22 protein-coding genes are annotated in these 24818 nt (G+C 40.2%); 14 read left to right on the plus strand and 8 right to left on the minus strand.

Going from position 1 to position 24818, the window contains the following annotated elements:
- The 4 genes from K348_RS0100675 to K348_RS0100690 all read left to right on the plus strand — a co-directional run bounded on the left by K348_RS0100675 (window position 1) and on the right by K348_RS0100690 (window position 8960).
- Window positions 1-1656 carry a RagB/SusD family nutrient uptake outer membrane protein gene (locus K348_RS0100675; RefSeq protein ID WP_029901927.1) on the plus strand — a complete coding sequence of 552 codons (1656 nt, stop codon included), beginning with the start codon at window positions 1-3 and terminating at the stop codon, window positions 1654-1656.
- Window positions 1657-1816: 160 nt separating this feature from the next.
- Complete coding sequence (locus K348_RS0100680; RefSeq protein WP_029901929.1) at window positions 1817-5113, plus strand: glycosyl hydrolase; 3297 nt, start codon at window positions 1817-1819, stop codon at window positions 5111-5113.
- 328 nt (window positions 5114-5441) lie between these two features.
- A complete protein-coding gene (locus tag K348_RS0100685; RefSeq protein WP_029901931.1) occupies window positions 5442-7775 on the plus strand; it encodes a GH92 family glycosyl hydrolase in 2334 nt (777 codons plus the stop codon).
- Between the two features lie 27 nt (window positions 7776-7802).
- Entirely contained in the window at window positions 7803-8960 is a 1158-nt protein-coding gene (locus K348_RS0100690; RefSeq protein ID WP_029901932.1) for a glycoside hydrolase family 130 protein, read from the plus strand.
- A gap of 93 nt (window positions 8961-9053) precedes the next feature.
- Here K348_RS0100690 and K348_RS0100695 read toward each other — a convergent pair whose 3' ends face one another.
- From K348_RS0100695 to K348_RS0100705, 3 genes are all read right to left on the minus strand, one after another.
- On the minus strand, window positions 9054-9380 hold the full coding sequence (locus K348_RS0100695) for a hypothetical protein (RefSeq protein WP_156032679.1): 327 nt from the start codon (window positions 9378-9380) through the stop codon (window positions 9054-9056).
- Between the two features lie 50 nt (window positions 9381-9430).
- Window positions 9431-10102, minus strand: a complete 672-nt coding sequence (locus tag K348_RS0100700) for a glycosyltransferase family 2 protein (protein ID WP_029901935.1) — start codon at window positions 10100-10102, stop codon at window positions 9431-9433.
- A gap of 188 nt (window positions 10103-10290) precedes the next feature.
- Entirely contained in the window at window positions 10291-11574 is a 1284-nt protein-coding gene (locus tag K348_RS0100705; RefSeq protein WP_029901937.1) for an O-acetylhomoserine aminocarboxypropyltransferase/cysteine synthase family protein, read from the minus strand.
- Window positions 11575-11928: 354 nt separating this feature from the next.
- Between K348_RS0100705 and K348_RS0100710 the strand changes: the two genes are divergently transcribed.
- The 4 genes from K348_RS0100710 (at window position 11929) to K348_RS0100725 (ending at window position 14464) form a co-directional block, all read left to right on the plus strand.
- Window positions 11929-12828 carry an SDR family oxidoreductase gene (locus K348_RS0100710; RefSeq protein WP_029901939.1) on the plus strand — a complete coding sequence of 300 codons (900 nt, stop codon included), beginning with the start codon at window positions 11929-11931 and terminating at the stop codon, window positions 12826-12828.
- Between the two features lie 50 nt (window positions 12829-12878).
- A complete protein-coding gene (locus K348_RS0100715) occupies window positions 12879-13109 on the plus strand; it encodes a hypothetical protein (protein ID WP_029901941.1) in 231 nt (76 codons plus the stop codon).
- Window positions 13110-13196: 87 nt separating this feature from the next.
- Window positions 13197-14255 carry a lactonase family protein gene (locus tag K348_RS0100720; protein WP_051697456.1) on the plus strand — a complete coding sequence of 353 codons (1059 nt, stop codon included), beginning with the start codon at window positions 13197-13199 and terminating at the stop codon, window positions 14253-14255.
- 5 nt (window positions 14256-14260) lie between these two features.
- Window positions 14261-14464, plus strand: coding sequence for a hypothetical protein (locus K348_RS0100725; protein ID WP_156032681.1), 204 nt, complete (start codon window positions 14261-14263; stop codon window positions 14462-14464).
- A gap of 71 nt (window positions 14465-14535) precedes the next feature.
- On the opposite strand, the gene K348_RS0100730 is transcribed toward K348_RS0100725, so the two are convergent.
- The 3 genes from K348_RS0100730 to K348_RS0100740 form a co-directional block, all read right to left on the minus strand.
- Window positions 14536-15750, minus strand: coding sequence for an FAD-binding oxidoreductase (locus tag K348_RS0100730; protein WP_029901947.1), 1215 nt, complete (start codon window positions 15748-15750; stop codon window positions 14536-14538).
- A 200-nt stretch (window positions 15751-15950) separates the two neighbouring features.
- On the minus strand, window positions 15951-16265 hold the full coding sequence (gene rhaM, locus K348_RS0100735; protein ID WP_029901950.1) for an L-rhamnose mutarotase: 315 nt from the start codon (window positions 16263-16265) through the stop codon (window positions 15951-15953).
- Window positions 16266-16350: 85 nt separating this feature from the next.
- On the minus strand, window positions 16351-17298 hold the full coding sequence (locus K348_RS0100740) for an AraC family transcriptional regulator (RefSeq protein ID WP_081852477.1): 948 nt from the start codon (window positions 17296-17298) through the stop codon (window positions 16351-16353).
- Window positions 17299-17578: 280 nt separating this feature from the next.
- On the opposite strand from K348_RS0100740, the gene K348_RS0100745 reads away from it, so the two are divergent.
- The 4 genes from K348_RS0100745 to K348_RS0100760 are packed head-to-tail and all read left to right on the plus strand — an operon-like array spanning window position 17579 to window position 21032.
- On the plus strand, window positions 17579-18682 hold the full coding sequence (locus tag K348_RS0100745; protein WP_029901954.1) for a uroporphyrinogen decarboxylase family protein: 1104 nt from the start codon (window positions 17579-17581) through the stop codon (window positions 18680-18682).
- Window positions 18683-18699: 17 nt separating this feature from the next.
- On the plus strand, window positions 18700-19335 hold the full coding sequence (locus K348_RS0100750) for a corrinoid protein (protein WP_029901957.1): 636 nt from the start codon (window positions 18700-18702) through the stop codon (window positions 19333-19335).
- A gap of 18 nt (window positions 19336-19353) precedes the next feature.
- The gene (locus tag K348_RS0100755; RefSeq protein WP_029901959.1) at window positions 19354-20043 is read left to right on the plus strand and encodes a vitamin B12 dependent-methionine synthase activation domain-containing protein; all 690 of its coding nucleotides are present in this window, start codon (window positions 19354-19356) and stop codon (window positions 20041-20043) included.
- A gap of 2 nt (window positions 20044-20045) precedes the next feature.
- Window positions 20046-21032 (plus strand): methylcobamide--CoM methyltransferase, encoded by a 987-nt coding sequence (locus K348_RS0100760; protein ID WP_029901961.1) that lies wholly within the window; start codon window positions 20046-20048, stop codon window positions 21030-21032.
- A 143-nt stretch (window positions 21033-21175) separates the two neighbouring features.
- Here K348_RS0100760 and K348_RS0100765 read toward each other — a convergent pair whose 3' ends face one another.
- Window positions 21176-21556 carry a VOC family protein gene (locus tag K348_RS0100765; RefSeq protein ID WP_051697461.1) on the minus strand — a complete coding sequence of 127 codons (381 nt, stop codon included), beginning with the start codon at window positions 21554-21556 and terminating at the stop codon, window positions 21176-21178.
- Window positions 21557-22065: 509 nt separating this feature from the next.
- Here K348_RS0100765 and K348_RS0100770 point away from each other — a divergent pair.
- Window positions 22066-22779 carry a TlpA disulfide reductase family protein gene (locus tag K348_RS0100770; protein ID WP_029901965.1) on the plus strand — a complete coding sequence of 238 codons (714 nt, stop codon included), beginning with the start codon at window positions 22066-22068 and terminating at the stop codon, window positions 22777-22779.
- A gap of 35 nt (window positions 22780-22814) precedes the next feature.
- Entirely contained in the window at window positions 22815-23912 is a 1098-nt protein-coding gene (locus K348_RS0100775; RefSeq protein ID WP_051697462.1) for a DUF4932 domain-containing protein, read from the plus strand.
- 225 nt (window positions 23913-24137) lie between these two features.
- Here K348_RS0100775 and K348_RS0100780 read toward each other — a convergent pair whose 3' ends face one another.
- Entirely contained in the window at window positions 24138-24722 is a 585-nt protein-coding gene (locus K348_RS0100780; protein WP_029901969.1) for an MTA/SAH nucleosidase, read from the minus strand.
- Between the last annotated feature and the right edge of the window lie 96 nt (window positions 24723-24818).

The raw sequence follows: 24818 nt of genomic DNA on the forward strand, positions 1-24818 counted from the left end.
ATGAAAAAGATTATTTATATAATAGGTTTAATAACCATAATGTTGATGCCGTCCTGTAGTGATGTGCTCGACCTTACCCCGACCGACAGATATGCGGAATCTCTTGTGTGGCAGGACGAAAATTTGCTTAAAATGTATGTAAATGAGCAATATACCGGCATATGTAATAACAGTAATTATTATCAGATAATGTACTTCTCCGATGATAATTTTGCCAAATATAACGGAGGAAGTGTAAACATTATTAGGGAAAATATCTTAACATCTGACAATGTAAACAGCCTGAGCAATATTTTACGCACATGGGATGATTCTTACAGATATATCCAGAATATAAACGCATTCTTCAAGAACATAGATTCATCACCTGTAGATGCAGAAGTAAAAAAAACGCTTACAGCAGAAATAAAGTTCGTACGCGCCTATATCTATGCAAAGTTAATTTGGGCATACGGCGGTGTTCCTATCATAGAAGAAGTATATGACATATCCAGTGACTGGTCGCAGGTGAAAAGGAAATCGTGGGAAGAATGCGTCGCTTACATCATAAAAGACTTGGATGATGTAATCACTGCGCTTCCCGACCGTCCGGCTGTAAGGAACAGGGCTAGCGGAAATGCAGCCCGTGCCCTGAAAGCCCGTGTACTATTGTATCATGCCAGCAAATTGAACAATCCGAATAACGATATGCAAAGATGGCAGGATGCAGCGGATGCAGCGGAAGATCTTTTTGATAAAGGATATACACTTGCTACAGATTACCGTACAATGTTTATCGATGTAAACTGCAGTGAGTTCATTCTTTGTAAGGAATTCAATGAAACGTCTTCTACAAACTTTACATTTATTATGGGTGTTGCCGGCGATAACGGCCGCGCATGGGTTACTCCGTCACTCAATCTGGTAGATGCGTATGAAACGACGGATGGCGAAATTCCTGTAATAGACTCGGAATTGGGTACTGTCAACCCTAAATCAATGTACGATCCTGCTAATCCTTTTGCAAACCGTGACCCGCGCTTCTATGCATCTGTATACTACAATGGCGCACAATTCAGAGACCGTAAGATCGAGATTTATAAAGATGTATCTACCGATCCGCCGACATATAGCAAGGACCTTAATAGTCAGGATGCCTCCATGACAGGCTACTATCTAAGAAAATTTATTGAAGAAGATTTGGGGATTGCCGAAACGAGACACTATACAGGGCCGTTCCCATTATTCCGCCTGTCTGAAATGTATCTGAATTATGCAGAAGCTCAGTATCATTTGGGAAATGAAGACCTTGCCCGTGAATATATAAATAAAATAAGAGGACGGGAAAGTGTAAAAATGCCGGCTATAACTGATACGGGAGAGAAACTACTGGAGAGAATATATCACGAACGTTTTATCGAGCTGGCATTCGAAGGTCATCGTTACTTTGACGTACGTCGCTGGAAAATAGCCGATAAAACAGAAACTACCCATATCATGGGTCATGAAATTACTAAGGAAAAAGACGGTAAATTCACGTATAAGAGATATAAACTGACTCAGGATTCCCGAAAAGATGAATGGAAAGATGCATTTTACCGCTTACCTATCCATTACTCGGAGATCCAGAAAAGTAAAAATAGTTTGGAACAAAACCCGGGTTACGATCTTAAATAAGATATTGGTTAAATTCTATATTAACAGTTTTGCTGGAGATGAATTAGGTACTAATTAGCATTCAATTCTAAGGACTGTTTATTATATTTACAGTCCTTAGATCTTTTTAGCCCGATTTACCAAATCAAATAATACCTTGAATTATCATAAAAACAACTAAATGAAACAGAAAAGATTATCCTTAATCCTTATTATGGGAATTATTTTCCTGTGCACAGGTTTTCTTTCTTCTCTTGCACAGGTTGTACATGCCCCTTTCCTACCCTCAAAGGACGAACTGTATAGGCCTTTCGGGGAACACGACAGGAAAGCATTTGCTGCTCCGCCCAAAGTTTATTACCCCGAAACATGGTTCCATTATATCGGCGGCAATGTTTCCAAAGAAGGGATAACAAGGGACTTGGAAGCAGTCGCAAAAGCTGGAATCTCCGGTATCCAATTATTCCATGGACAGTTTGGAGGCCCATGGCCGGGAGTAGAACCACAGATAGCTTGCCTGAGTCCTCTATGGGACGATGCAGTACGTCACACAGCCGATGAATGTAAGCGTTTGGGGCTGCGCCTTACAATGCTCAATTGCCCCGGATGGGCGACTTCAGGTGGCCCATGGATAGAGGAATCGAATGCAATGCGTCATCTGGCATGGAGCCGGACGGATATAAAAGGTGGTACAACAATTTATAAACCCTTACCTGTTCCCGAACCAAACGATGAGCCGTGGCGCGACTATAAAGATATTACAGTACTGGCCTTCCCTACCCCGCTCGATGATACGGATAAGCCACTTGTGCCTCAGTCAGTAAAAAGCAGTAATCAGGCCGACTGGCAGGATTACTTTGCTGGAAAGGCAAAACAGCCGATCAAATTTGCTCCCACTACCGAGGATAAGCCACACTGGGTAGAAGTTACTTTCCCCGAAGCAGTCACTCTTCGTTCTGTAGAGTTTCCTGCTGTGAATAGTTTCAATCATCCTCAATGTTACGAACCCGGAGTATCTGTCAAGATACAGGCTATTTTACCCGACGGCAGTGTAAAAGATATGTTGGCGACCGATATGCCGCAGGAAAATTCACAGGGAAATAAACCCATTACCCTTGCTTGTTCGGATGTGTACGGAGTCAATGAATACCGGATATCTATTGTCAACAAATACAATATGGCTCTTTCATCGCTTCGTTTGTTCTCTGCCGCACGAAAAAACAGCTGGGAATCGGAAGCCGGATGGGTTCTGCGCAGACTTGAACGTGCCGGAGCATTCCCCGAACAATCGCCTAAGGCTTTTATATCTCCCGAACAGATTGTCGACCTTACAGCGATGATGGATAAAGACGGGAACCTGAAATGGACAGCACCGACGGGCAACTGGACAGTACTCCGTATAGGACATGTAAATACCGGAGAAAAAAACGGCCCGGCACCGGCTGAAGGTAAAGGCTGGGAATGTAACAAACTTTCTAAATCAGGGCCTAAAGCACAGTTTGACGGTTATATAGGACGTCTTATCGGTAAAGACGGTCCGTTAGCTAACGGACAACTGGAAGGTATGCTCATCGATAGCTGGGAATGCTATACGCAGACATGGACTGACGAAATGGAAGCCGAATTTAAACGTGTAGCGAATTATCAGCTTCGCAAATGGTTGCCTGCCGTATTCGGGTATGTGATTAAAGATCATGAAACTACTACCCGTTTCCTTTACGACTGGCGCGCCACAATTAACGACTTATTTGCCAATAACTTTTACGGAGGCATGGCCGAACTGGCTCATCAAAATGGTTTATATATGACCTATGAAACGGCTGCGGGCGATGTCTTCCCTGCCGATATCCTCGAATATTTTAAATATGCCGATGTGCCGATGTGTGAGTTCTGGCAACCGATTACAAGCGGCTTTGTCGGTTCGCCGAATTTTAAACCTATTAAACCGGCTGCTTCTGCTGCTCGTCTCTATGGCAAAACGCGACTTGCTGCCGAAGCTTTCACTTCTTTTTCCCTGACATGGGATGAGCATTTCGATATGCTTAAAGAAGTTGCTAATATAAATACGATCGATGGTGTTACACATCTTGTATTCCATACGTATACACACAATCCGCAGGAACCGTTTTTCCCACCCGGAACATCTTTCGGTTCGGGAATCGGAACACCTTTCCTACGTGGACAGACATGGTGGAAATTTATGCCCGAACTAACTTCTTATCTTTCCCGTTGCAGTTACATGCTCGAAAGAGGTAAACCTGTTTCAGACGTATTATGGTATCTGGGAGATGAGATAAATCAAAAACCAAATCAGAATGCACCATTCCCACAAGGGTTCAAATATGACTATTGTAACCCGGATATATTATTGAACCGAATATCTGTAAAAGACGGAATGTTGGTAACACCCGAAGGAATTTCTTATCGCGTATTGTGGATACCTGATGCTCCGCGTATGTTGCCCCAAACTATAGAAAAAATATACGAACTTGTACGTGCGGGAGCAACTATTGTCGGTAATGCTCCAGAAAAATTAGTTACCCTCACCGGAGGAAGTGCAGCACAGAAACGTTTCGATACGGCTGTAAACAACATATGGGGAAAAGGTGGTCAGAGTGTTGTACGTAAAGTAGGCAGGGGTCTTGTATTTTCCAATACCACACTAGATACTGCTCTCGATGAACTGAAAATGACTCCGGATGTGACAGGTGGGGATGCCTTATGGGCACATCGCCAGATAGACGGAGCCGATTGGTATTTCGTTTGTGCTCCGAAAGGTCGCGGATTTAAAGGCGCTCTCGATTTCCGTAGTAACGGGAATATTGAAATATGGGACCCGGTAACCGGAGAATCCAAATCCGTAGCAGGCAAATCCGACGGTAACCGAACATCAGTAGAACTCGACTTACCGCAAGCGGGCTCCTGCTTCGTAGTATTCAGAAAAGGAATTACTACGAAGGCGCAAGCAATATCGAAAGTACAAAATGAAGTTGTTTCGTACGTCACACTTTCCAATCCGTGGACACTTTCTTTTCCGACGGGTTGGGGCGCTCCACAATCGCTGCAAATAACGGACTTGAAGCCATGGAAAGATTTGGATATATCTGATGAAGGAAAAGCCTTTTCAGGTACGGCAACATATAGCACATCTTTCGATATCGGCAAAATAGAACAGGGAATGTCTTACACGCTGGATCTCGGACAGGTGGATATGATAGCAGCGGTATCGGTAAACGGCAAACAATTACGCACGTTATGGGCACCGCCTTATTGTCTTGACTTATCAGATGTGATTAAAGTGGGAAAAAATACACTTACCGTAGAAGTAACCAGTACATGGTTCAACCGTCTGGTATACGACGCTAATCAACCGGAAAAGGACAGGAAAACCTGGACTATAAACGGACCGAGAAAAGATTCGCAATTAAAAGAAACCGGTTTATTAGGACCAGTAAAAATCATACAAGAAAGAAAATAAGAATTCACTTATTTAATATTTATAAAACCACCGATGATGTGTTAATGTATTTATCCGTCACCGGTGGTTTTTATTTTCAAAAATTCTGAATTACAGATATTTATCCGATATCTCAGTCAAACAAACCATTTAAATTAAGATACATACGGAAATTATATTATTTTTGTATATATGAACAACGCATCTATGAAAAGCCCCATACCCTATGAATAAAGTTATATTTGTTGTTACCCTCAACATTATATCTTTTTCTAAGATAATAAAGTGCTTGGCAGGCATCCCTCGGTTTGGAATATAAAAATCAATTAAAATATTATAATCAAACACTATGTTTAGAAAAATTGCAATCTCCTGTTTCATTAGCCTTTGCATAATAATTACAAGCTGTACAATGGAGATAAAAACAGAAAGTTTCGCACCGTCTGATTATGTCAATCCTTTTATAGGAGCCAGTACCAGTGTCGGTTCGGCCGGAGTATATCACGGATTGGGCAAAACCTTTCCCGGGGCAGCCACCCCTTATGGAATGGTGCAGGTAAGCCCGAATACCATAACAGGCGGCGACAACGGTCCGGGTTACAGCTACGAGCATAAAACCATAGAAGGATTCGCCTTTACACAAATGAGCGGTGTGGGCTGGTACGGTGACCTCGGGAACTTCCTTGTAATGCCTACCACAGGAGAATTAAAGATAATAGCGGGTAAAGAAGACGGCAGTATCAGCGGTTACCGTTCTCTTTATAACAAAGGCACAGAAACTGCAAAAGCCGGTTATTATTTGGCTGAGTTAATTGATTACAATATAAAAGCCGAAGCAACTGCAGCGCCTCACAGCGGTATTCTTCGCTTTACATTTCCCGAAAATAAGCAGTCGCGTATACAGATCGACCTTGCCCGAAGAGTGGGCGGAACATCTGTTCAGCAATACATAAAAGTTGTGAATAAAAATACGATAAAAGGCTGGATGAAATGCTCTCCCGAAGGTGGCGGCTGGGGAGATGGTGCAGGCGGCACAGACTATACTGTATATTTCTATGCCCAATTCAGTAAACCGTTGGATAATTACGCTTTCTGGAGTGCCGATATACCGGACGGCTGGCAACGCAAGAACAGGGATGTAGTCAGCGAAACATATCTGAAAAGAGTTTCCGAAGCGCCTGTTATAAAAGGACAAACAGAACTTGAAGGTAAACATCTGGGCTTTTTCACCGAGTTTGAAACACAAAAAAATGAACAAGTAACACTTAAAGTGGGCATATCATTTGTAGATATGGACGGTGCAGAAAAAAACCTTAAAGCTGAGATCGCCAATAAAGATTTTGATAAAGTAAAAGATGAAGCTAAGAAATCATGGGATAAAGAATTGAGCCGTATCAAAATATCGGGAGGCTCGGACAGTGAGAAAACAGTCTTCTATACAGCACTCTATCATACAATGATCGATCCCCGCATCTATGCCGATGTAGACGGCCGATATGTTGGCGGGGACATGCAGATACATAAAACCAATGATTTTACTAAACGTACCATATTCAGCGGATGGGATGTGTTCCGCAGCCAGTATCCGTTACAGACGATCATAAATCCACGTCTGGTTAGTGACCAGCTGAATTCACTGATTACCCTTGCCGATCAAAGCGGAAGAGAGTATTATGAACGTTGGGAGATAATGAATTCTTATTCGGGTTGTATGATTGGAAATCCCGCAATATCGGTTCTGACCGATGCATACGTAAAAGGTATCAGAAGTTACGACATCGATAAAGCATATCAGTATGCCCTGAATACATCCAAGAAATTCGGAAACGACGAATTAGGCTATACTACAGCACTCGGTATTTCCAACACATTGGAGTACGCTTATACCGACTGGTGTATTTCACAGATGGCGAAAGGCCTCGGTAAAAGTGAAGATGAAAAAGCTTTTCTTAAAAAAGGGCAGGCATACCGGAATATTTTCGATAAAGAAAAAGGCTGGTTTCGTCCGCGAATGGCAGACGGTTCATGGGAACCATGGCCGGAAGAAGGTCGCCTGAAAGAATGGTACGGCTGTACCGAATCCAATCCTTACCAACAAGGATGGTTTGTTCCGCATGATATTCCGGGAATGGTAGAGTTAATGGGAGGCCGTGATAAAGTAATTGCCGATCTCACTTATTTCTTCGATCAGACACCTGAGGATTTGCTATGGAACAATTATTATAACCATGCAAATGAACCGGTTCATCTCGTACCGTTCCTGTTCAATCATCTTAATACGCCGTGGCTTACCCAGAAATGGACACGCCATATTTGCAATAAGGCATATAAAAACTCGGTAGAGGGAATCGTTGGTAATGAAGACGTAGGACAAATGTCGGCTTGGTATGTGCTTGCTGCCGGTGGTATACATCCTGCATGTCCGGGCGACACACGTTTTGAAATAACAAGCCCCGTATTCAGCACTGTGGAATACAGACTAAACCCCGATTATGCTAAGGGTGAAAAATTCACAATTATTGCTCATGATAATTCACCTGAGAACATTTATATCCAAAGGGCATCGCTCAACGGCAAAGAGTATAATAAATGTTATATAGACTTTTCATCTATAGCCGAAGGAAGCAAACTGGAATTGTTTATGGGAAATACACCAAACGAAAAATGGGGAATCGAGAAATAACATTTTAAATCTATAATAAACACCATCATGAAAAAAATCACTTTTAATCTGAGCCTTCTTATATTGGCAATAGGACTTATATCCTGTCAGGGAAAGAAACAGACAGAGCCCATAGCCGCTGAATCACCTCAATTTCCTGACTGGGCATGGGCTGATTTTCAGCGTCCCGAAGGTATCAATCCTGTTATATCACCAAATCCCGACACGCGTTTTTATTGCCCGATAACTAAAGATTCGGTCGATTGGGAATCTAATGACACTTTCAATCCTGCAGCTACAATATACGACGGCAAAATTGTTGTCCTTTACCGCGCCGAAGATAAATCCGGCGAAGGTATCGGAGGACGCACATCGAGGCTGGGATATGCATCGTCGGATGACGGGCTACATTTCGAGCGTAAAACGACACCTGTATTCTACCCTGCTAATGACAGCCAGAAAGAACTGGAATGGCCGGGCGGATGCGAAGACCCACGTGTAGCAGTAACCGAAGACGGTACATATGTAATGTTTTATACTCAGTGGAATAAAAAGACGCCCCGTCTTGCTGTAGCTACAACCAAAGACTTACAGAAATGGGAAAAACACGGTCCTGCTTTTGCCAAAGCTTACAATGGACGTTTCTTTGATCAAGCTTCAAAATCAGCTTCTATCATTACCAAACTTGTCGATGGCAAACAGGTCATAGCTAAGATAGACGGCAAATACTGGATGTACTGGGGCGAACATTTCGTAAATATCGCATCATCCAACGACCTTGTAAATTGGGAACCAATGCTGGAAGAAAACGGTGATTTAAAAAAACTGATAAAGCCGAGAAAAGGAAAATTCGATAGTTCTCTTACTGAATGCGGCCCTCCGGCAATAATGACTGATAATGGTATATTATTGTTATACAACGGGAAAAATGATTCCGGAGCGAAAGGCGATACACTATATACAGCTAATTCCTATTGTGCCGGACAGGTATTATTCGACCTGAAAGACCCGACTAAAGTAATAGGTCAGCTAGACAAGCCATTTTATGTTCCTGAGGCTGATTTCGAAAAGAGCGGGCAATATCCTGCCGGAACTGTATTTATCGAGGGACTTGTATATCATAATAAGAAATGGTTCTTATATTACGGTTGTGCCGATTCGCGTGTAGCTGTAGCTGTATACGACCCTGAGAAAACGGCGAAATAAAAAGCGACTGATGAGTTATTGTAACTTTCAGTAATGTTTTAAAAGATTCATATATAATGCACTTTAACGGGCAAAATATGTGAATCTTTTCTTTTAATTTAAAATCTTTGAAACAGTTCTTTTCAATATATGTTTCAGGCGGTTTCTTTTTACACTCTCACGGACAATCTGAATCATTTTCGCTATGTCTTTTTCCCTCATTGCAATAGCCTTTTCAGACAGTTCAATATCTTTAAATATATCTTTGTCATAGAACTTGTCTTGTATTTCCTCCCCTATAAGCTTTTCCACTACATTGTAGTTTAATTTATCGAGTAAAATAAGATTTTCGAAATGAGAGTAAAAGCAGTTTATCAACTCATATTTAATATAAGGTATTGCAATTGTATAGTTATATTTTTCAATATATTCTTCTTTCATTAAATACTGGCCTTTTACTGTCTTCAAAAAATCCGGAGTTGTCTGACTGGTCATACCCCATAACGGTAATAATACACCGTTTCGGTAACAAAGCTTATCTTCGTGAGATAAGGATGTAGCATAAGATTAAATATCATATCTTCAAACATCGGATAAGATGTGGGCTTAACGGGTGATTTATCGAGTGTATGCTTACGATAAATTTTCCCGCACATATATGAGGGCAGAAGATTGACCCCGAAAAAATTTATATAATATTTATCAAATAATTCGGGCATGGTTATACTCTCTGTCCTGTTTTCTCCGATGGCGGTATTTCTAGGCTTTGTTTTTATGATTTTATGACTGTCGATAACTTTCACCATCCCTCCGATAACAATATCAGCATCTTCTTTCTCTATCTTATCATACAGAAGTTCAAGAGCATTTTCAGGTATCCAGTCGTCTGCATCGACAAAAACAATATATTTACCCCGAGCATTCTCCAAACCTGTGAAACGGGCATTAATTGCTCCGCGATTGACGGAATGGTTGATGACCTTAATTCTGTTATCCTTCTTTTCGCAGGCTGAGAGTATTTTATAGCTATTATCAGGAGAACAGTCATTGACAGCAATAAGTTCCCACTTCTCAAAAGTCTGGCTAACTATAGAATTAATGCATTTCTTCAATGATTTTTCTTTATTATAAATGGGTATAATAATGGATATTTCGGGCATCATATATTTGTTGCTTATAAGAAAAGACTTTACAAGATAATAAAAAAGCTGGGCGAATGCTTCTAAAAAAATATTAAACTAAAGGTAAATATAAAATTTCTTATATACTCAAACAAATCGTTAAACAACATGTGCAGTAACAAATTACTTTAAATAAAAAGTCCTCTAAAATTTAGAGGACTTTTTATACTTTATGCTTTTTCTAATGCCTGTTCTACGTCGGTTATTATATCCTCTATGTCTTCGATACCGACAGAAAAACGAATTAAATCGGGAGCAACCCCGGCTTCAATCAATTGCTGGTCGGTAAGCTGCCTGTGCGTATGGCTTGCCGGATGTAACACGCAAGAGCGTGCATCGGCTACGTGAGTTACTATGGCAACAAATTTCAGACTGTCCATAAAGCGGATAGAGTTTTCGCGGCCGCCTTTTATCCCGAAAGATAATACGCCACAAGATCCGTTCGGTAAGTATTTTTGCGCCAGTTCATAGTATTTATTATCGGGAAGTCCGCAATAGTTCACCCAGGATACTTTCGGGTGTTTTTCTAAATACTGGGCTACTTTCAGCGCATTTTCGCAATGCCGCGGCACACGCAAATGAAGCGTTTCCAAACCGAGATTCAACAGGAATGCATTCTGCGGCGATTGAATGGAACCTAAATCCCTCATCAACTGCACAGTTGCCTTGGTTATATATGCATTTTTACCAAATCTTTCGGTATAAGTTACTCCATGGTATGAATCATCGGGTGTAGTCAGTCCCGGATATTTATCTTTGTATTTATCCCAATCGAAATTTCCGCTATCTACAATTGCACCGCCTACAGCCGTTGCATGGCCATCCATATATTTGGTTGTAGAGTGAGTCACGATATCCGCACCCCATTCGAATGGACGGCAGTTTATTGGTGTCGGGAATGTGTTGTCAACAATCAACGGCACTCCTTGTCGATGTGCAATGCGTGCAAATTTCTCAATGTCAAGTACCGATATGGCAGGATTGGCAATCGTCTCTCCGAAGAGAGCCTTTGTAGTCGGGCGGAATGCCTTTTCAATTTCTTCTTCCGAAGCATCCTGATCGACAAAAGTAACTTCTATACCCATTTTTTTGAAAGTCACTTCAAACAAGTTGAATGTACCTCCATATATCGTCGCTGCAGAAACAACATGGTCGCCTGCAGAACAAATATTAAAGATAGCGAAGAAAGATGCAGCCTGTCCTGAAGATGTCAGCATGGCAGATGTACCACCTTCCAGTTCTGCTATCTTAGCAGCAACACAATCATTGGTAGGATTTTGCAGGCGGGTATAAAAATAACCGGCTTCTTCCAGATCGAATAATCTGGCCATCTGTTCGCTGGTTTCATATTTATATGTTGTAGACTGATAAATCGGCAACACGCGAGGTTCGCCGTTCTTAGGCTTCCAGCCTCCTTGTACACAGATGGTACCTTGTTTGTTTTTCTTCTCCATGAGTTGTTAATATTTGTAGCGCAAATTTAAAGATTTCTTATTCTTAAATGTAAAAAATAGCATATATTTTTAAAGAAGATCGATATTAGATACTTATAGACATTAAATTGATATATAATAAGCTGTTAAAAGAAATGTAGTATGAAGATGCTGATAAACAATTTAGAATAAATAAGCGTTTTTAGTGTATATAATTCAGAATAAAGCATATCAATAGTCTTTATTTATTTTCCCCCATAAATATATTGATACTTGTTATACAGAGAGTTTATTCAAGATGAAAAAATTCTCCTGATGTTTTTATCTACAGGAGTAAACAGATAGTTTTTTATAATAATTAAAGCAATAAAATATATGGGAAAAGAATCATTTTACAAAATGCAAAACCCTCTTACGCAATATCGTCAAGACGGTTTTCCAAAACAGTTACAAGAAGCTCCGGGTGTTCAGTGCGAAATGACTCCGGTTCCTGATTGCGGCGAAGAGAGTTACAAAGGTAATGAAAGGCTAAAAGGACGGAAAGCCCTGATTACGGGAGGGGACTCCGGAATCGGTCGTGCTGCGGCTATAGCCTATGCACGCGAGGGTGCCGATATTGCTATCAATTATCTGGAAGCAGAACAGAAAGATGCCGAATCTCTTGCTGAGTTATTAGAAAAAGAAGGCAAGAAAGTAATCCTGATTCCCGGCGATTTAAGCGATGAAAAGTTTTGCAGGCAAATGATTAAAGAAGCGCACGAAAAACTGGGCGGACTAGACATTTTAGCTCTGGTAGCAGGCAAACAGGTTTCAAAAACAGATATAGAAGAAGTTACTACCGAACAATTGACCAATACATACGCAATAAACGTATTCTCGCTCTTCTGGACTGTTCAGGAAGCATTACCGTTATTGCAGCCCGGTTCTTCCATTATTACCACATCATCTATTCAGGCCTATCAGCCAAGCCCCGACCTGTTGGACTATGCAGGCACAAAAAGCGCTATTATAGCATTTACACGAGGTTTGGCAAAACAGGTAGCATCGAAAGGTATACGGGTAAATTGCGTGGCACCCGGCCCGATATGGACACCTCTGCAGATAAGCGGGGGACAACAGCAGGAAAAACTTCCGAAGTTCGGTCAGAATACCCCACTAGAGAGAGCAGGCCAGCCTGTTGAACTTGCAGGCGTGTACGTATTACTGGCTTCTCAGGAATCCAGCTATGTAACTGCGGAAGTATACGGTGTAACAGGCGGCAATCATTTAGGATAAAAGTTTAAGGACTCATTTCAATATAGTATTAATTATAAAAATAAATTATTATGGCAGTAACAACTCCGGACGAAGGCAAATTAACAGTTGCCATCGAAAAACAAACAGCAAAAGTTCCTTCAGGTGTATATTTGGCAGCATCTATCACAGCTATGGCTACGTCACTAACACTTAAATGCTTTGGCAAGAATCACGCTGCATTATTTGTAGGCCAATGGGCAGCACCGTTTCTTATCATGGGATTATATAACAAGGTGGTGAAAACCGAAGGACACGATTGATTGTTAATAATAAAGTAAGAAGGGGCTATTTTTTAATAACCCCTTTTACTGTTATTATAATTATAAATTCGTTAATGATATAAAGAGATGAAAAGCAATATACATTTATTGGCCGGTACATATGTCTTAGGTGAAAATAACGGGATTCATATTTATCGCTTCGATCAGGATTCAGGAGAATCAGAACTTATCGGAAAAGGTGAAGTCGATTGCCCTACCTATATAGTTCCGTCAAAGAATGGCAAATATATATACTCGGTTTTGGAAAATGAAGAAATGCCTTCTTACGTAAATGCATTTTCGTACAAAAAACAAAAAGAGGAACTAGAACAGATAGACAGTATTCTCTCCGGCGATGACGGTTCTTGCTATATCACTATCGATAAAGACGACAAGCATATCATTACAGCTAATTACGGTGGCGGCAGCATCAGCGTATTCGATATAGATACCAACGGACAATTCTATAAAATGTCGCAGCTGATAGTTTTCGAAGGGAAAAGTGTAAATCCGGAAAGACAAACGAAGTCTCACATTCACTGTGTCGAATTTTCACCTGACGGCAGATATCTTTTCGCTTCCGATTTGGGGGCAGATATGCTGTATCAAATGGAAATAGATTACGAATGCAAAGAATGTCAACAGGATTTTGTAATCAATAAAACAATAAAATCGATTAAAGTACCTGACGGCTCGGGTCCTCGACATATTGTATTTCACCCTAGCGGAAAGTATCTCTATCTTATTAATGAGCTCTCTGATACGATTATCGCATTTTCATATGATGACGGTGAAGTAGCCCAGATACAAGAGATCCCTGTCGTAACAAATAAGGCAGGAGGCAGTGCCGATATAGTAATTACCCCTGATGGCAAATATTTGTACGCTTCCGTAAGATTAAAAGACGATGGTATCGCCGTTTTCGCAATTGATCCGTCAAATGGAATATTGGAAAAAACAGGCTACCAATCCACAGCAACACATCCGCGCAACCTGCGCATTACGCCTAACGGTAAATATCTATTATCGGCATGTAAAGAGGATTCTGTTATAGAAATATATAAATTGAATGAAAGTGACGGTTCGCTTGAAAATATCGATAAAGATATAAATATAGTAGAGCCTGCCTGTCTCAAATTTATCTGAAAATCTTGGAGCATCTTCATTTGAATACGATTCTCAGTTCTGCTGCCATTTATATTTTTATTATTGTAGGATTACGTTTACCGGGAAAGAAAGAACTGGGTCAGCTATCGGTAGCCGACCTTGTCTTTATTATGCTGATAAGCGAAGTTGTAGGAGATGTTATGAGAGCATCTGACGATTCGCTACTTATTAGATTGATCGGAGCTTGAAGTAGATGGAAAAATAAGGATACTCAAAGATGAGAATATAAAAACCGAAACAAAAATCGAAGAATAGATTGTTATTTCATATCCCTTTCGAAACCGAAAACTTTATAACGCTCATCCTCTTTTCCCTCAATACTATTGCATATCATCTGTGCAGCACTCATGCTGAAAGTAATACCGTTACCACCATATCCGAGAGCAAAGAAAATACCTTTCTTACCCGGCCATTCGCCTATATAGGGTAAACCGTCTTTTGTAGAACTGAATGTTCCGCACCATGCCATATCTGTTTTGAATGGAATATCAGGGAATAATTTACGGAACTTTTTCTCCAGCTTAGCAGTTTTCTTGCGTAGTAATTCATCTCTTTTGACAGGATCGTGGAAATTTTCGTCCTCTCCACCTACTATAATGCGGTTGCCATTTACAGTCCTTATATAAATGTACGGTTCTTTTGTTTCCCATAACAGGCTTTTATCTTTCCATATATATTTAGGGTCTACAGGTTCGGATATCAACGCATAAGTAGACGTAAGCTGCATAACCTGCTTCGGTAAGAACATTCCGGCTTCAAAGCCTGCAGCAATTATTACATATTTACATTTTACTTTATGTCCTTTATTGGTCGACAGTTCATATCCCCCACCCTTTTTGTCACACTTCGCAACCTCAGTATGAGTGAAAAGCTCCAGTTTATTCTCTTTCATGTAGTAATCGAGAATAGTTATCGAAGCTAGATATGCATCTATCTGTGCCGATTCTTCATTCATCAGGGCACAGGGAGCATCGAATCCGTATTGTTTCTTTACGTCACTCTCTTTCAGTAATTTCACCGGAAGCCCATGCTTTTTTCTGATTGCGTATTCTTTTTCTATTATTTCCCGTCCCTGTTTGTTACTTGCGTAGAATACACTTGGTACACGTTCGAATCCGGGATTCGATCCAATCTCTTTAAAAACATTTTCTACATCGGTTATTGCCTGCAGACAGCTGCGATATGCAAGGAGCGCATTTTCTTCTCCTACCGATTTTGCCATTTTATACAAGGGCTCATCTATCTCGTATTGAAGTAATGCCGTGCTGGCTGTAGAACTTCCGGTAGAGGGAGTGCGTTTGTCTATTATACAACACTTTATACCTGCTTTACAGAGCTGATTAGCAACAAGCGAGCCTGTGATGCCTGAGCCGATTATAGCTACATCTGTCGTATAATTTTTTTCTAGTGGATTGAAATAATCGTATAGCGAATTTTTAGCTATCCAGTAAGGTAGTCCAGAATATAAATCCATATTTCTATTATAAACAAGTTAAGTTTTCAGAATATTAACGCCTTTGTTATTTAATTTGTTTATCGAACATTTGATAGAATTACGTTTCATAATAAAATAAAATTGGCGGATATTCTCCGCCAATTTATTATGCCTTGTCTAATAGAGGATGGAACTCTGCTAATAAACAAGGCATTGGAGTCACCATCAAAAATAGATTTTTAGTCCATATGAAATACTTCTTTAAGAAAATGTGATACAGGTGATTTATCCGGATTGGTTTCCATCAAGTCGGCCATGTGTTCCCACCATTTCATGATTATACCTCCGGCATCAGGTTGTTGGGAATTTGCATTCCCTATATTCTTTTGTACTGCAAACAATACATTGGTATCCGTATCTAAAAATATCGTATAATCTCTTACCCCTTGCTTATGCAATAATTCTTTCAGTTCCGGCCATATTGCATTATGCCTTTTACGGTATTCTTCTTCCATACCCGGTTTGAGGTACATCTTAAATGCTTTTATTTCCATATAATATATCTGTAAAGGTTAGGCTAATAATATCAGCGATAAAGATATAGCCCTGTTTTTTCTTTACAGATAAGTAAAATGGCAATTAGGCATAAGGAATTGATTTTTCTGCTTTTTTGAATGGAATTGTATTCTGTATTTCGTCCGAAGAGAATTTATCCCTGTATGCTAAAGGTGTGTATCCCGTATATTTTTTAAATAGTGCGGTAAAATATGTAGTATCATCATAGCCGACCATATACGATATTTCCTTCACATTCAACGAAGAGTTTAATAATATACTCTTCGCTTTCTGCAACCTTAGTTCCAGCATAAAATGCGCAGGAGAAACATTGGTATATTCCTTAAATAGTTTTCTGAACCATGAATATCCCATATTTACCTGTTTTGCCACTTCCCGCGGCGATATTCCCGTTAGGTAATTCTCCCTCATTATCACACGGGCCTGATCGATACGCTTGACCATAACATCGTTTGTGAACTGCTGGTTGCGGTCGTAATAAATCGCCAACCCCAAAATAAGGTTGCCTATTCCGGCAAGCGCCTGCTGATAGGTAGTATTTTCTGAAATGGCGAGGTCAATCGCCTGATTGTATAGCTGGATAATATCTTCACGCAGGCCTACTTTATATATCAACTGTTTGGCACTGAAAAAACCGTTCTTGAACCTTACATCTATGTTAGGTCCGCGCATACATATCCAGTATTCCTGCCATCCCGTTTTCTTGTCGGGAAGATAACTATGCCACATATAAGGCGGTATTATCAGCATATCGCCTGCAGTGACGGGGATACATTCGTCCTTAGAGATAAAGTATTTCCCTTTGCCCCGCGATATATATATAAGCTGGTAATTATCTAATATACGTCCGTTCTGCGGATTAAAATCATAATCCTGAGGGTGACCTACCTTTGGCGGATAAGCTTCATAATCCATAGAGATGTTTGTCTGACCTACAGTGTCAACGATCAATCCCCAAAGCAAATCCCTTTCACTACTGGCAAGATACTTGAACAGATTTTTATTTTTCATGGTACTATAGAATTCAAGGTTTACACAAAAATAAAAAAATCATTTTACAATAGCAATTTACAATGTTTAATACGATCCGGAAAACTGAATATATAATTCATATTATCAACCTATACTATTGCTTTTTCGGCACTAAAACCACATAAAATACATATTAAATATTAATATCAAAATATTATATATTAAGAACAAACTCTCATGCTTATTTGATAAATAAAATAAAGAATTTTGTCCTTGAGTTATTCTTTTTATTACTATACTTTAAAAAACCTATACAACCATGACAAGCAGAGAAAGGGTTCTCAAAGCCTTTAAAATTATTCCGGGATTACCCGACAGAGTTCCTATCGAATTCGACCTTTCAAAAAACCATCTTAAATATTTTGGTGAAAAGCTGGGCATACCGGTTAACATAACCGACAACCCATATGAAGATGTAACATGGCGCATCAGCGGCAACGAGATACGTGTAGCAATGGGTAGTGACGTCGTCATTACCGGAGCATCGGTCAGCGATAATTTCAAAATTGTAAAAGATGCGGACGAGACATGGCTCAACGAATATGGCATGCGTATGCGGCAGGGGCAGGTGTATGTGGAAGTGGTAGGCTATCCCCTCGCCCATGCAGAAACTAAAGCCGATATAGATGCTTTTGAATTTCCCGATCCTTATGCACCGGGGCGCTATCGTGATGCGGAAAGGCTTATTGCGCAATATAAAAAAGACTATCTGATCTTTGGGGATGTGGAAGTAACTATATTTTCTCTGGCACAGCAACTTGTAGGACTGGAAAAATTACTTATCGATATGATGCTCGAGGCAGAATACGTACAGCCGTTGTTTGCCAAATGCACCGAATACCAGACAAAAATTGCAGCCGAACTTATCAAACGAGGTGTCGACGCCATATGGTACGGCGATGATTTCGGTACACAAAACAGCCTGCTGATGCCTCCGGATATATTCGTTACGCAAGTTAAGCCATGGTATAAGAAGATGAACGACGACCTTAAAAAGCTTAATCCTGACATTATACTTATCCTGCATAGCGACGGCGCTGTAGCTCCTCTACTTAAGGATATAAAGGAAATGGGATTCGAGATATTCAATCCTGTGCAGCCCGATGTTCCGGGACATTCAGCTAAAGAAATAAAAGAAGGTTTCGATCATTTGTTTGCTTTTTGGGGTGCTATCGACCAGCAGCATCTTCTGCCGTTCGGCACAGACGAAGAACTGGAAGCCGACATAAAGGAAAAAATAGAAATCCTGGGTGCCGGAGGCGGTTATATGATTGCCCCTGCACATATCATGCAGGATGATGTTTCGCATGAAAGAGTAGAGAAATTTATTAGTCTTTGTCGAAAATACGGAGCAATTTATTAATACTTAACAGAATGATTATGGCTGACTTAGACAAATTATATGAAGCTGTACTTGGCGGCAAACTTGAGCCTGCCGTTGCAGTTACCAATGAAGCAATAAGTGAAGGCGCAGACCCTCAAAGCATAATAAACGAACATATGATACCCGCCATGGAAGAGATCGGAAAACGCTTCGAACAAGGAAGCGCTTTTGTTCCGAATCTCTTGATGAGCGCACGCGCTATGAAGGGTTGCCTCGATATTTTGAAACCTCTTATGGCGGGAAGTGAAACGGCCAGTAAGGGTAAGATTGTGATAGGCACTGTTAAAGGTGACCTGCATGATATCGGTAAAAATCTGGTAGCAGCCATGCTCGAAGGATGCGGATTTGAAGTGGTGAATATCGGTGTGGATGTACCCAGAGAAAAGTTCGTGGATGCCCTGAAAGAGAGCAAAGCCGATATACTGTGTATGTCTGCCCTTCTGACAACAACAATGAGCTATATGAAAGACGTTGTAGATGCCATAGTGGAAAGCGGATTGCGCGACTGTGTAAAAATAATGGTAGGAGGCGCACCTCTCAATGAAAATTTTGCCCGCTCTATCGGAGCCGACGGATACAGTACCAATGCGAATGGCGCGGTCGTTTTGGCAAAATCATTAATGAATGCCTAGCCCCGATTACCGATACTTATGACTGCAGTATATATTCCTTTGTCACTTCTTGAAGTAGATTCGGATGAAATCTACCGGAATATGGGAATGGATTTTACTGCTGCAGATAAAGAGATTACAGCACTGGTATCGGAATCGATGAAAGAACTTTTGCCGTTCTGCCATCCAAGATATGGCTATACGATATATCCGATTACCGACAGGGATACATCAGGAATTACGATTTCGGGTAAAAGATTCAATATGGGAAAGATTATCACCCGTTTTTTTGCCCAAGCCGAATATTGTGCCGTTTTTGTCGCAACTGCCGGAAATAAATTCACATCGTGGTACCACAGTGAAAATGTATCGGGAGATATAGTCAAAGCTTTGATAGGCGACTGTATAGGCTCGGAGATAGCGGAAGCGGCTGCAAGAAGGTTAGCACAGGATATTACGGTCAAATATGAAGCGAAAGGTCTAAAAACAGGAAACTCATATAGTCCCGGTTATTGTGGCTGGGATATATCTGAGCAACATAAGTTATTTAGTCTTTTTCCGAATGATCCCTGTGGCATTATACTGAATGAATCCGGTCTGATGAATCCCGTTAAATCTGTAAGCGGATTTATACCAATAGGTCGTGATGTTAAGAAAATGCCCTACGGATGCGCTATCTGTAAACGCTCCGATTGTTACAAGAATAAACATAACCAAAAATCAAATTAGCTATGAATACCAGTCAATGGATAGCCTCCGTTATTGAATCGAAAAAAAATGTTGCCGTACCGATTATGACACATCCCGGAATAGAAATAATCGGTAAGAAAGTCATCGACGCCGTAACAAACGGACAGGTACATTTTGAATCGATAAAAGCGCTTAATGAACGATTCCCCCAGTCGGCAGCCTGTACAACGATAATGGATCTTACAGTCGAAGCCGAAGCATTCGGGGCAGAATTGTATATGAGTGACGAAGAAGTGCCGAGTGTTACAGGCAGATTGTTATCCTCACATGAAGATGTGGCGGCTCTGGAAATCCCGACTTTGGATAAAGGAAGGATACCGGAATATCTTAAAGCAAACAAGCTGGCAGCGGAGAATATAGATAAGCCTACCTTTGGCGGGTGTATAGGTCCTTTCTCGCTGGCAGGACGCCTTTATGATATGACCGAAATAATGATGGCCATATATACGGAGCCTGAAACAATGAAATTACTTCTCGGAAAATGTACCACTTTCCTAAAAAAGTATATAGCAGCAATAAAGCAAACAGGAGTGGCAGGTGTAATATTAGCCGAGCCGGCCGCAGGGCTCCTTTCGAATGATGATTGCTACGAATTTTCATCTGTATATGTGAAAGAGATTGTAGACGAACTTCAGGACGATAATTTTGCGATTATACTTCATAATTGCGGTAATGCAGGACATTGTACGCAAGCAATGATAGCTACCGGAGCAAATGGTTATCACTTCGGCAATAAAGCTGATATGGTTGAAGCTTTGAAAGAGTGTCCGACGGATGTACTGGTTATGGGGAATATAGACCCTGTCGCACTATTTAAAGAAGCTACACCGGACGAACTGTTCGAAGCTACAAAAGAATTACTGGCAGCAACCAGCGGCTACAAGAATTTTGTAATATCATCAGGTTGTGACACGCCTCCGGGCGTTTCATTTGATAACATTACGGCATTCTATAATGCGACAGTATAATCGATTAATGAAAATAATTTAGGTTATATACTTAAAACGTCATTGCGAACGAATTGAAGCAATCTATTTTTCAGCGATATATTTGCTAGGATTGCTTCGCCATCGCCCGCAATGACAACTTTTAATACAGCTTCTTCACAATCTTATTTATTCTTTTCAAATTCAAACAATTGAACAAGAGCGCCATTGTATTCAATCATTGCATCCCTAATACCATCAGCAGGAGAACCGGGATGAGAGATTACGTTTAAACCCCTGTTTTTCAGTTCCCAATCAAGGTCTTTCACTTCGAATGCTATATGAGGAACCGTTTGTATCAACTCCTGTACTTTAGAATCTTGTTCAAACCTCATCCATTCAATCCCAAAGGGATTACTGTCAAAACCTGAAACATAAGTTTTAAATTCAGGAAGATATCTTTCATTCTCTTTCTGTTCGTTTGTCGGAATACCTATGTGGTGATATTTCCAGCCCCAGGATGCGATGCATTCCGGCAATTCATGATCTAATCTTATTTTATTCATACGTTTATTTTTTAAAAGTTAGTTACATAAGGTGTCTTTAGTAAATAAATCTGACACCTGTTTTGTTGAGTGTTTTGTATGATGAGCCATTGCTCATCGGTCAAATAACCCATAAACATTTTTTTTAGGATAATAGGAATAGAGGGAATATTCAAACTTTCCCAAAGGCTTTTTATCCGGATTAATAAAACGAAAATTTTAGATTATAGAACTAAGCAATGACACTACCCCCCAGTCAGTTGGGTGGAAGAAAGTGGATTAAAAAAGATTGTTAAGATTCGTCATATCAACGAATCAACTTAGTTCCCGCGATTTTTTTTATTTGCAGACTAACATGTTTGTACCCTTTCTATATATTTAAGGGTTAGTACTTAATTGTCAAAGGCAAATATAATCATTTAATCAAAAACACAAATAAATTTTTAATCAAAAACAGAAATAATTTGTTTTCAATCGATTCAACCGGAACAGATTACTATATTTGTAAAATTGGTAAAAGAAACCTTACTATGAAAAAAACGATTACACTTCTCACACTGCTTTCCATTATGCTATCGGTTACAGCCCAGACGGTTGATATGAATGATGCCACCTTCAGGCAATTATATGAGGAACCTGTTTCGCAGGAATGGATGACCAAACTGGAACCCTATGCACACCAAGTAAGCAACGATGTAGACAACCCCTTATCAGAAAAGGTGTACATGCTATATCCGCGTATGACCGATGATGATAAGAATACTCCCACAGGCAAAAAGTTAAAAGACCTGCTGTTAGCCAATCTTCTTCGCGATCCTCTGAGGTGGCAGCCAGCTATCGATACCGACTTTAAAGACCTTGAGGGTAATGCTCATAAACTGGCAGATTACAGGGGGAAGTATGTACTGCTCGACTTTTGGGCTTCGTGGTGCAGGCCTTGTATAATGGCATTGCCTGAGATACGCAGTCTGACAGAGAAATATAAGGATAAGTTGATAATCGTAAGTATCAATCTGGATGGTGATATCGACAAATGGCGTCAGGTAGCAGAGAAGCATAATATAAGCTGGACAAACCTGAGTGATGGCGGAACGGATCACAGTGGAATATTCACCCAATACATGGGAGTAGGTATACCTTATTTTATACTCATCTCACCCGATGGTAACGTAATGGTTAGATGGGAAGGATACGGCTCCGATAATACGTATATTGAAAAAAGAATCACCAGATATATGAAGTAATGTATAAAAAGGAATAAACATAAATAAAAAAAGTCATGAGTAGAATTTTATTAGTCATTTTAGCTACGCTTTGCTTTCAGGCATGCGTTGTAAAAGAAGAAAAAAAAGTTGTTTTGGAAAGACCAACGGCTGACAAAAGAGTAGAATTGTTAAATATTGTTTTTCGTTTGGCGGAAGCGCCGGGGTATTCATTTCAAGATTATAAACCTTATGTTGATAGAATTGAGCAATATTTTGGAAAGTACAAAGATCACGAATTGATACAGTATACCAAATCAATTTTGAAGGAGAATGAAACAGATTGGGATGCTGTTGCGAAAATGGCTATACGCCTCGACGATAACATGGTACTAATGACAGGTGTCAGTGATGTCTGGCAGGCAGATGCACGGTGGAGTAAAGAAACCGCCGAAAAATTTGTTTCGTTGCTGCCGCAGTTTGTCAAAGATACTGAGTTTGATAATTTTTTCAGGGACAATGCTGATCTATATACTGCAGCAGCCGATAGATTTGTCACTGTTTGTGAACAGGTCAATATGGATTGGTACGGGACCTTCTATGGAAATGAGTCTTCCGGGGAATTTTTAATAATAATGGCACTAGGTAGCGGACCCAGTTGTTATGGAGTAACTCTGGAATATGCAGACGGAGGTCTAACGGCATATGCTATTATGGGTGTATGGAAAACTGATGATGAAGGAATGCCCCTGTTTGATAATCACTTGCCATATAGTGACACTCCGGTTTTACCGATATTGCTTCATGAATTCAATCATTCATTTGTAAACCACGTGACAGAAAAGTACAAAGACTCATTTCAGGAAAGCGGAGAGAAAATAGCTTCTATTCTGAAAAGTAAAGAGAAGATGGCAGGACACTACTATTGGAAAACAGTGTTTGACGAAGCATTAGTCAGGGCCTGCGTAATCAAGTATATGAAAGATAATGGTTTCGCACAGCCGGAGATAGATAAGGAAATAAAATTTCAAAAAGAATGGTGGGGCTTTGTTTTCATAGAAGAACTTGTTTCCGAACTGGAAAGTTACGACAGGCAACGGGACACGTATCCGACATTTGAGAGTTATATGCCGAAACTCGTTGAATTTTATAATGCTTTGCCTGAAAAAATCTGATAAACCCGTCATCTAACGAATAACAAAATGCAGAACGTCTGATAAGCGGTTTATAAATCCGAAAGGGCGGCATTTTCCACTAGGGGTTACATAGAAGCTGTATTAAAAGCCGCAATGACGACTTTTAATACAGCCCCCCTCACAATCTTATTTATTCTTCTCAAATTTAAGCAATTGAGCAAGGGTGCCATTGTATTCAATCGTTATGTGGCCTTTTTTATTAATTCATATCATAGACAAAAGCCTATGCTGTTCTACCCATGCTAAAAGCCCTGCACGAGCATCAGGAAGTTTGTCTTCCCAATGTTGTACAGAGTTTTGCCCGACAACATCTGTGATATATTTGATGGAAAGAAAAGGAATATTGAAGCTTCTGCATACAAAAGCCTGAGCATAAGCTTCCATATCTATGACATCCGCTTTGAATGAAGATACTTCGGTAACGAATGTATCACCCGTGCTGCAAATGCCTGCTTTATTGTAATTTATTATCCAATTTTTGAGCGTTTCATAGCCTTTTACAAATTGCAAACCTTCTATCTCATATTCTACTCCGGGAAGCTTCGTGACTTCATAATCCCTGTCGATAAAATGATTGGAGATAAAGATATCACCTACGTTGTGAATCAATGTTCCGGCGGTTCCTATATTGATTACAAAATCGGGCTTGATTTCGCAGATATGCCTTGTTAGTATAGTCGCAGAGCGGGTTTTCCCAATTCCGGTAAATACAGGTATTATGTTGAAGCCCTCTGCTTTCAGATCGATATATTCATCCTTTACGGCATAGGTGGTCAGGATTGTTTTCATACTATAAATTTTACTCAAAAGTATATTTAAAATCGGATACACATGCCCATTATCTTAATATATTTTGAATTTTTATTATTTCTGTAAAATATCACA

It is taken from the genome of Prevotella sp. 10(H) (assembly GCF_000711235.1).
In the GTDB taxonomy this organism is placed as follows: Bacteria; Bacteroidota; Bacteroidia; order Bacteroidales; family Dysgonomonadaceae; genus Dysgonomonas.

Excerpts from the sequence above, each read along its gene's own strand:
- K348_RS0100675 (WP_029901927.1), top strand. The coding sequence starts at position 1 with ATGAAAAAGATTATTTATATAATAGGTTTAATAACCATAATGTTGATG.
- K348_RS0100680 (WP_029901929.1), top strand. The coding sequence starts at position 1,817 with ATGAAACAGAAAAGATTATCCTTAATCCTTATTATGGGAATTATTTTC.
- K348_RS0100685 (WP_029901931.1), top strand. The coding sequence starts at position 5,442 with ATGTTTAGAAAAATTGCAATCTCCTGTTTCATTAGCCTTTGCATAATA.
- K348_RS0100690 (WP_029901932.1), top strand. The coding sequence starts at position 7,803 with ATGAAAAAAATCACTTTTAATCTGAGCCTTCTTATATTGGCAATAGGA.
- K348_RS0100695 (WP_156032679.1), bottom strand. The coding sequence starts at position 9,380 with ATGAAAGAAGAATATATTGAAAAATATAACTATACAATTGCAATACCT.
- K348_RS0100700 (WP_029901935.1), bottom strand. The coding sequence starts at position 10,102 with ATGATGCCCGAAATATCCATTATTATACCCATTTATAATAAAGAAAAA.
- K348_RS0100705 (WP_029901937.1), bottom strand. The coding sequence starts at position 11,574 with ATGGAGAAGAAAAACAAACAAGGTACCATCTGTGTACAAGGAGGCTGG.
- K348_RS0100710 (WP_029901939.1), top strand. The coding sequence starts at position 11,929 with ATGGGAAAAGAATCATTTTACAAAATGCAAAACCCTCTTACGCAATAT.
- K348_RS0100715 (WP_029901941.1), top strand. The coding sequence starts at position 12,879 with ATGGCAGTAACAACTCCGGACGAAGGCAAATTAACAGTTGCCATCGAA.
- K348_RS0100720 (WP_051697456.1), top strand. The coding sequence starts at position 13,197 with ATGAAAAGCAATATACATTTATTGGCCGGTACATATGTCTTAGGTGAA.
- K348_RS0100730 (WP_029901947.1), bottom strand. The coding sequence starts at position 15,750 with ATGGATTTATATTCTGGACTACCTTACTGGATAGCTAAAAATTCGCTA.
- rhaM (WP_029901950.1), bottom strand. The coding sequence starts at position 16,265 with ATGGAAATAAAAGCATTTAAGATGTACCTCAAACCGGGTATGGAAGAA.
- K348_RS0100740 (WP_081852477.1), bottom strand. The coding sequence starts at position 17,298 with ATGAAAAATAAAAATCTGTTCAAGTATCTTGCCAGTAGTGAAAGGGAT.
- K348_RS0100745 (WP_029901954.1), top strand. The coding sequence starts at position 17,579 with ATGACAAGCAGAGAAAGGGTTCTCAAAGCCTTTAAAATTATTCCGGGA.
- K348_RS0100750 (WP_029901957.1), top strand. The coding sequence starts at position 18,700 with ATGGCTGACTTAGACAAATTATATGAAGCTGTACTTGGCGGCAAACTT.
- K348_RS0100755 (WP_029901959.1), top strand. The coding sequence starts at position 19,354 with ATGACTGCAGTATATATTCCTTTGTCACTTCTTGAAGTAGATTCGGAT.
- K348_RS0100760 (WP_029901961.1), top strand. The coding sequence starts at position 20,046 with ATGAATACCAGTCAATGGATAGCCTCCGTTATTGAATCGAAAAAAAAT.
- K348_RS0100765 (WP_051697461.1), bottom strand. The coding sequence starts at position 21,556 with ATGAATAAAATAAGATTAGATCATGAATTGCCGGAATGCATCGCATCC.
- K348_RS0100770 (WP_029901965.1), top strand. The coding sequence starts at position 22,066 with ATGAAAAAAACGATTACACTTCTCACACTGCTTTCCATTATGCTATCG.
- K348_RS0100775 (WP_051697462.1), top strand. The coding sequence starts at position 22,815 with ATGAGTAGAATTTTATTAGTCATTTTAGCTACGCTTTGCTTTCAGGCA.
- K348_RS0100780 (WP_029901969.1), bottom strand. The coding sequence starts at position 24,722 with ATGAAAACAATCCTGACCACCTATGCCGTAAAGGATGAATATATCGAT.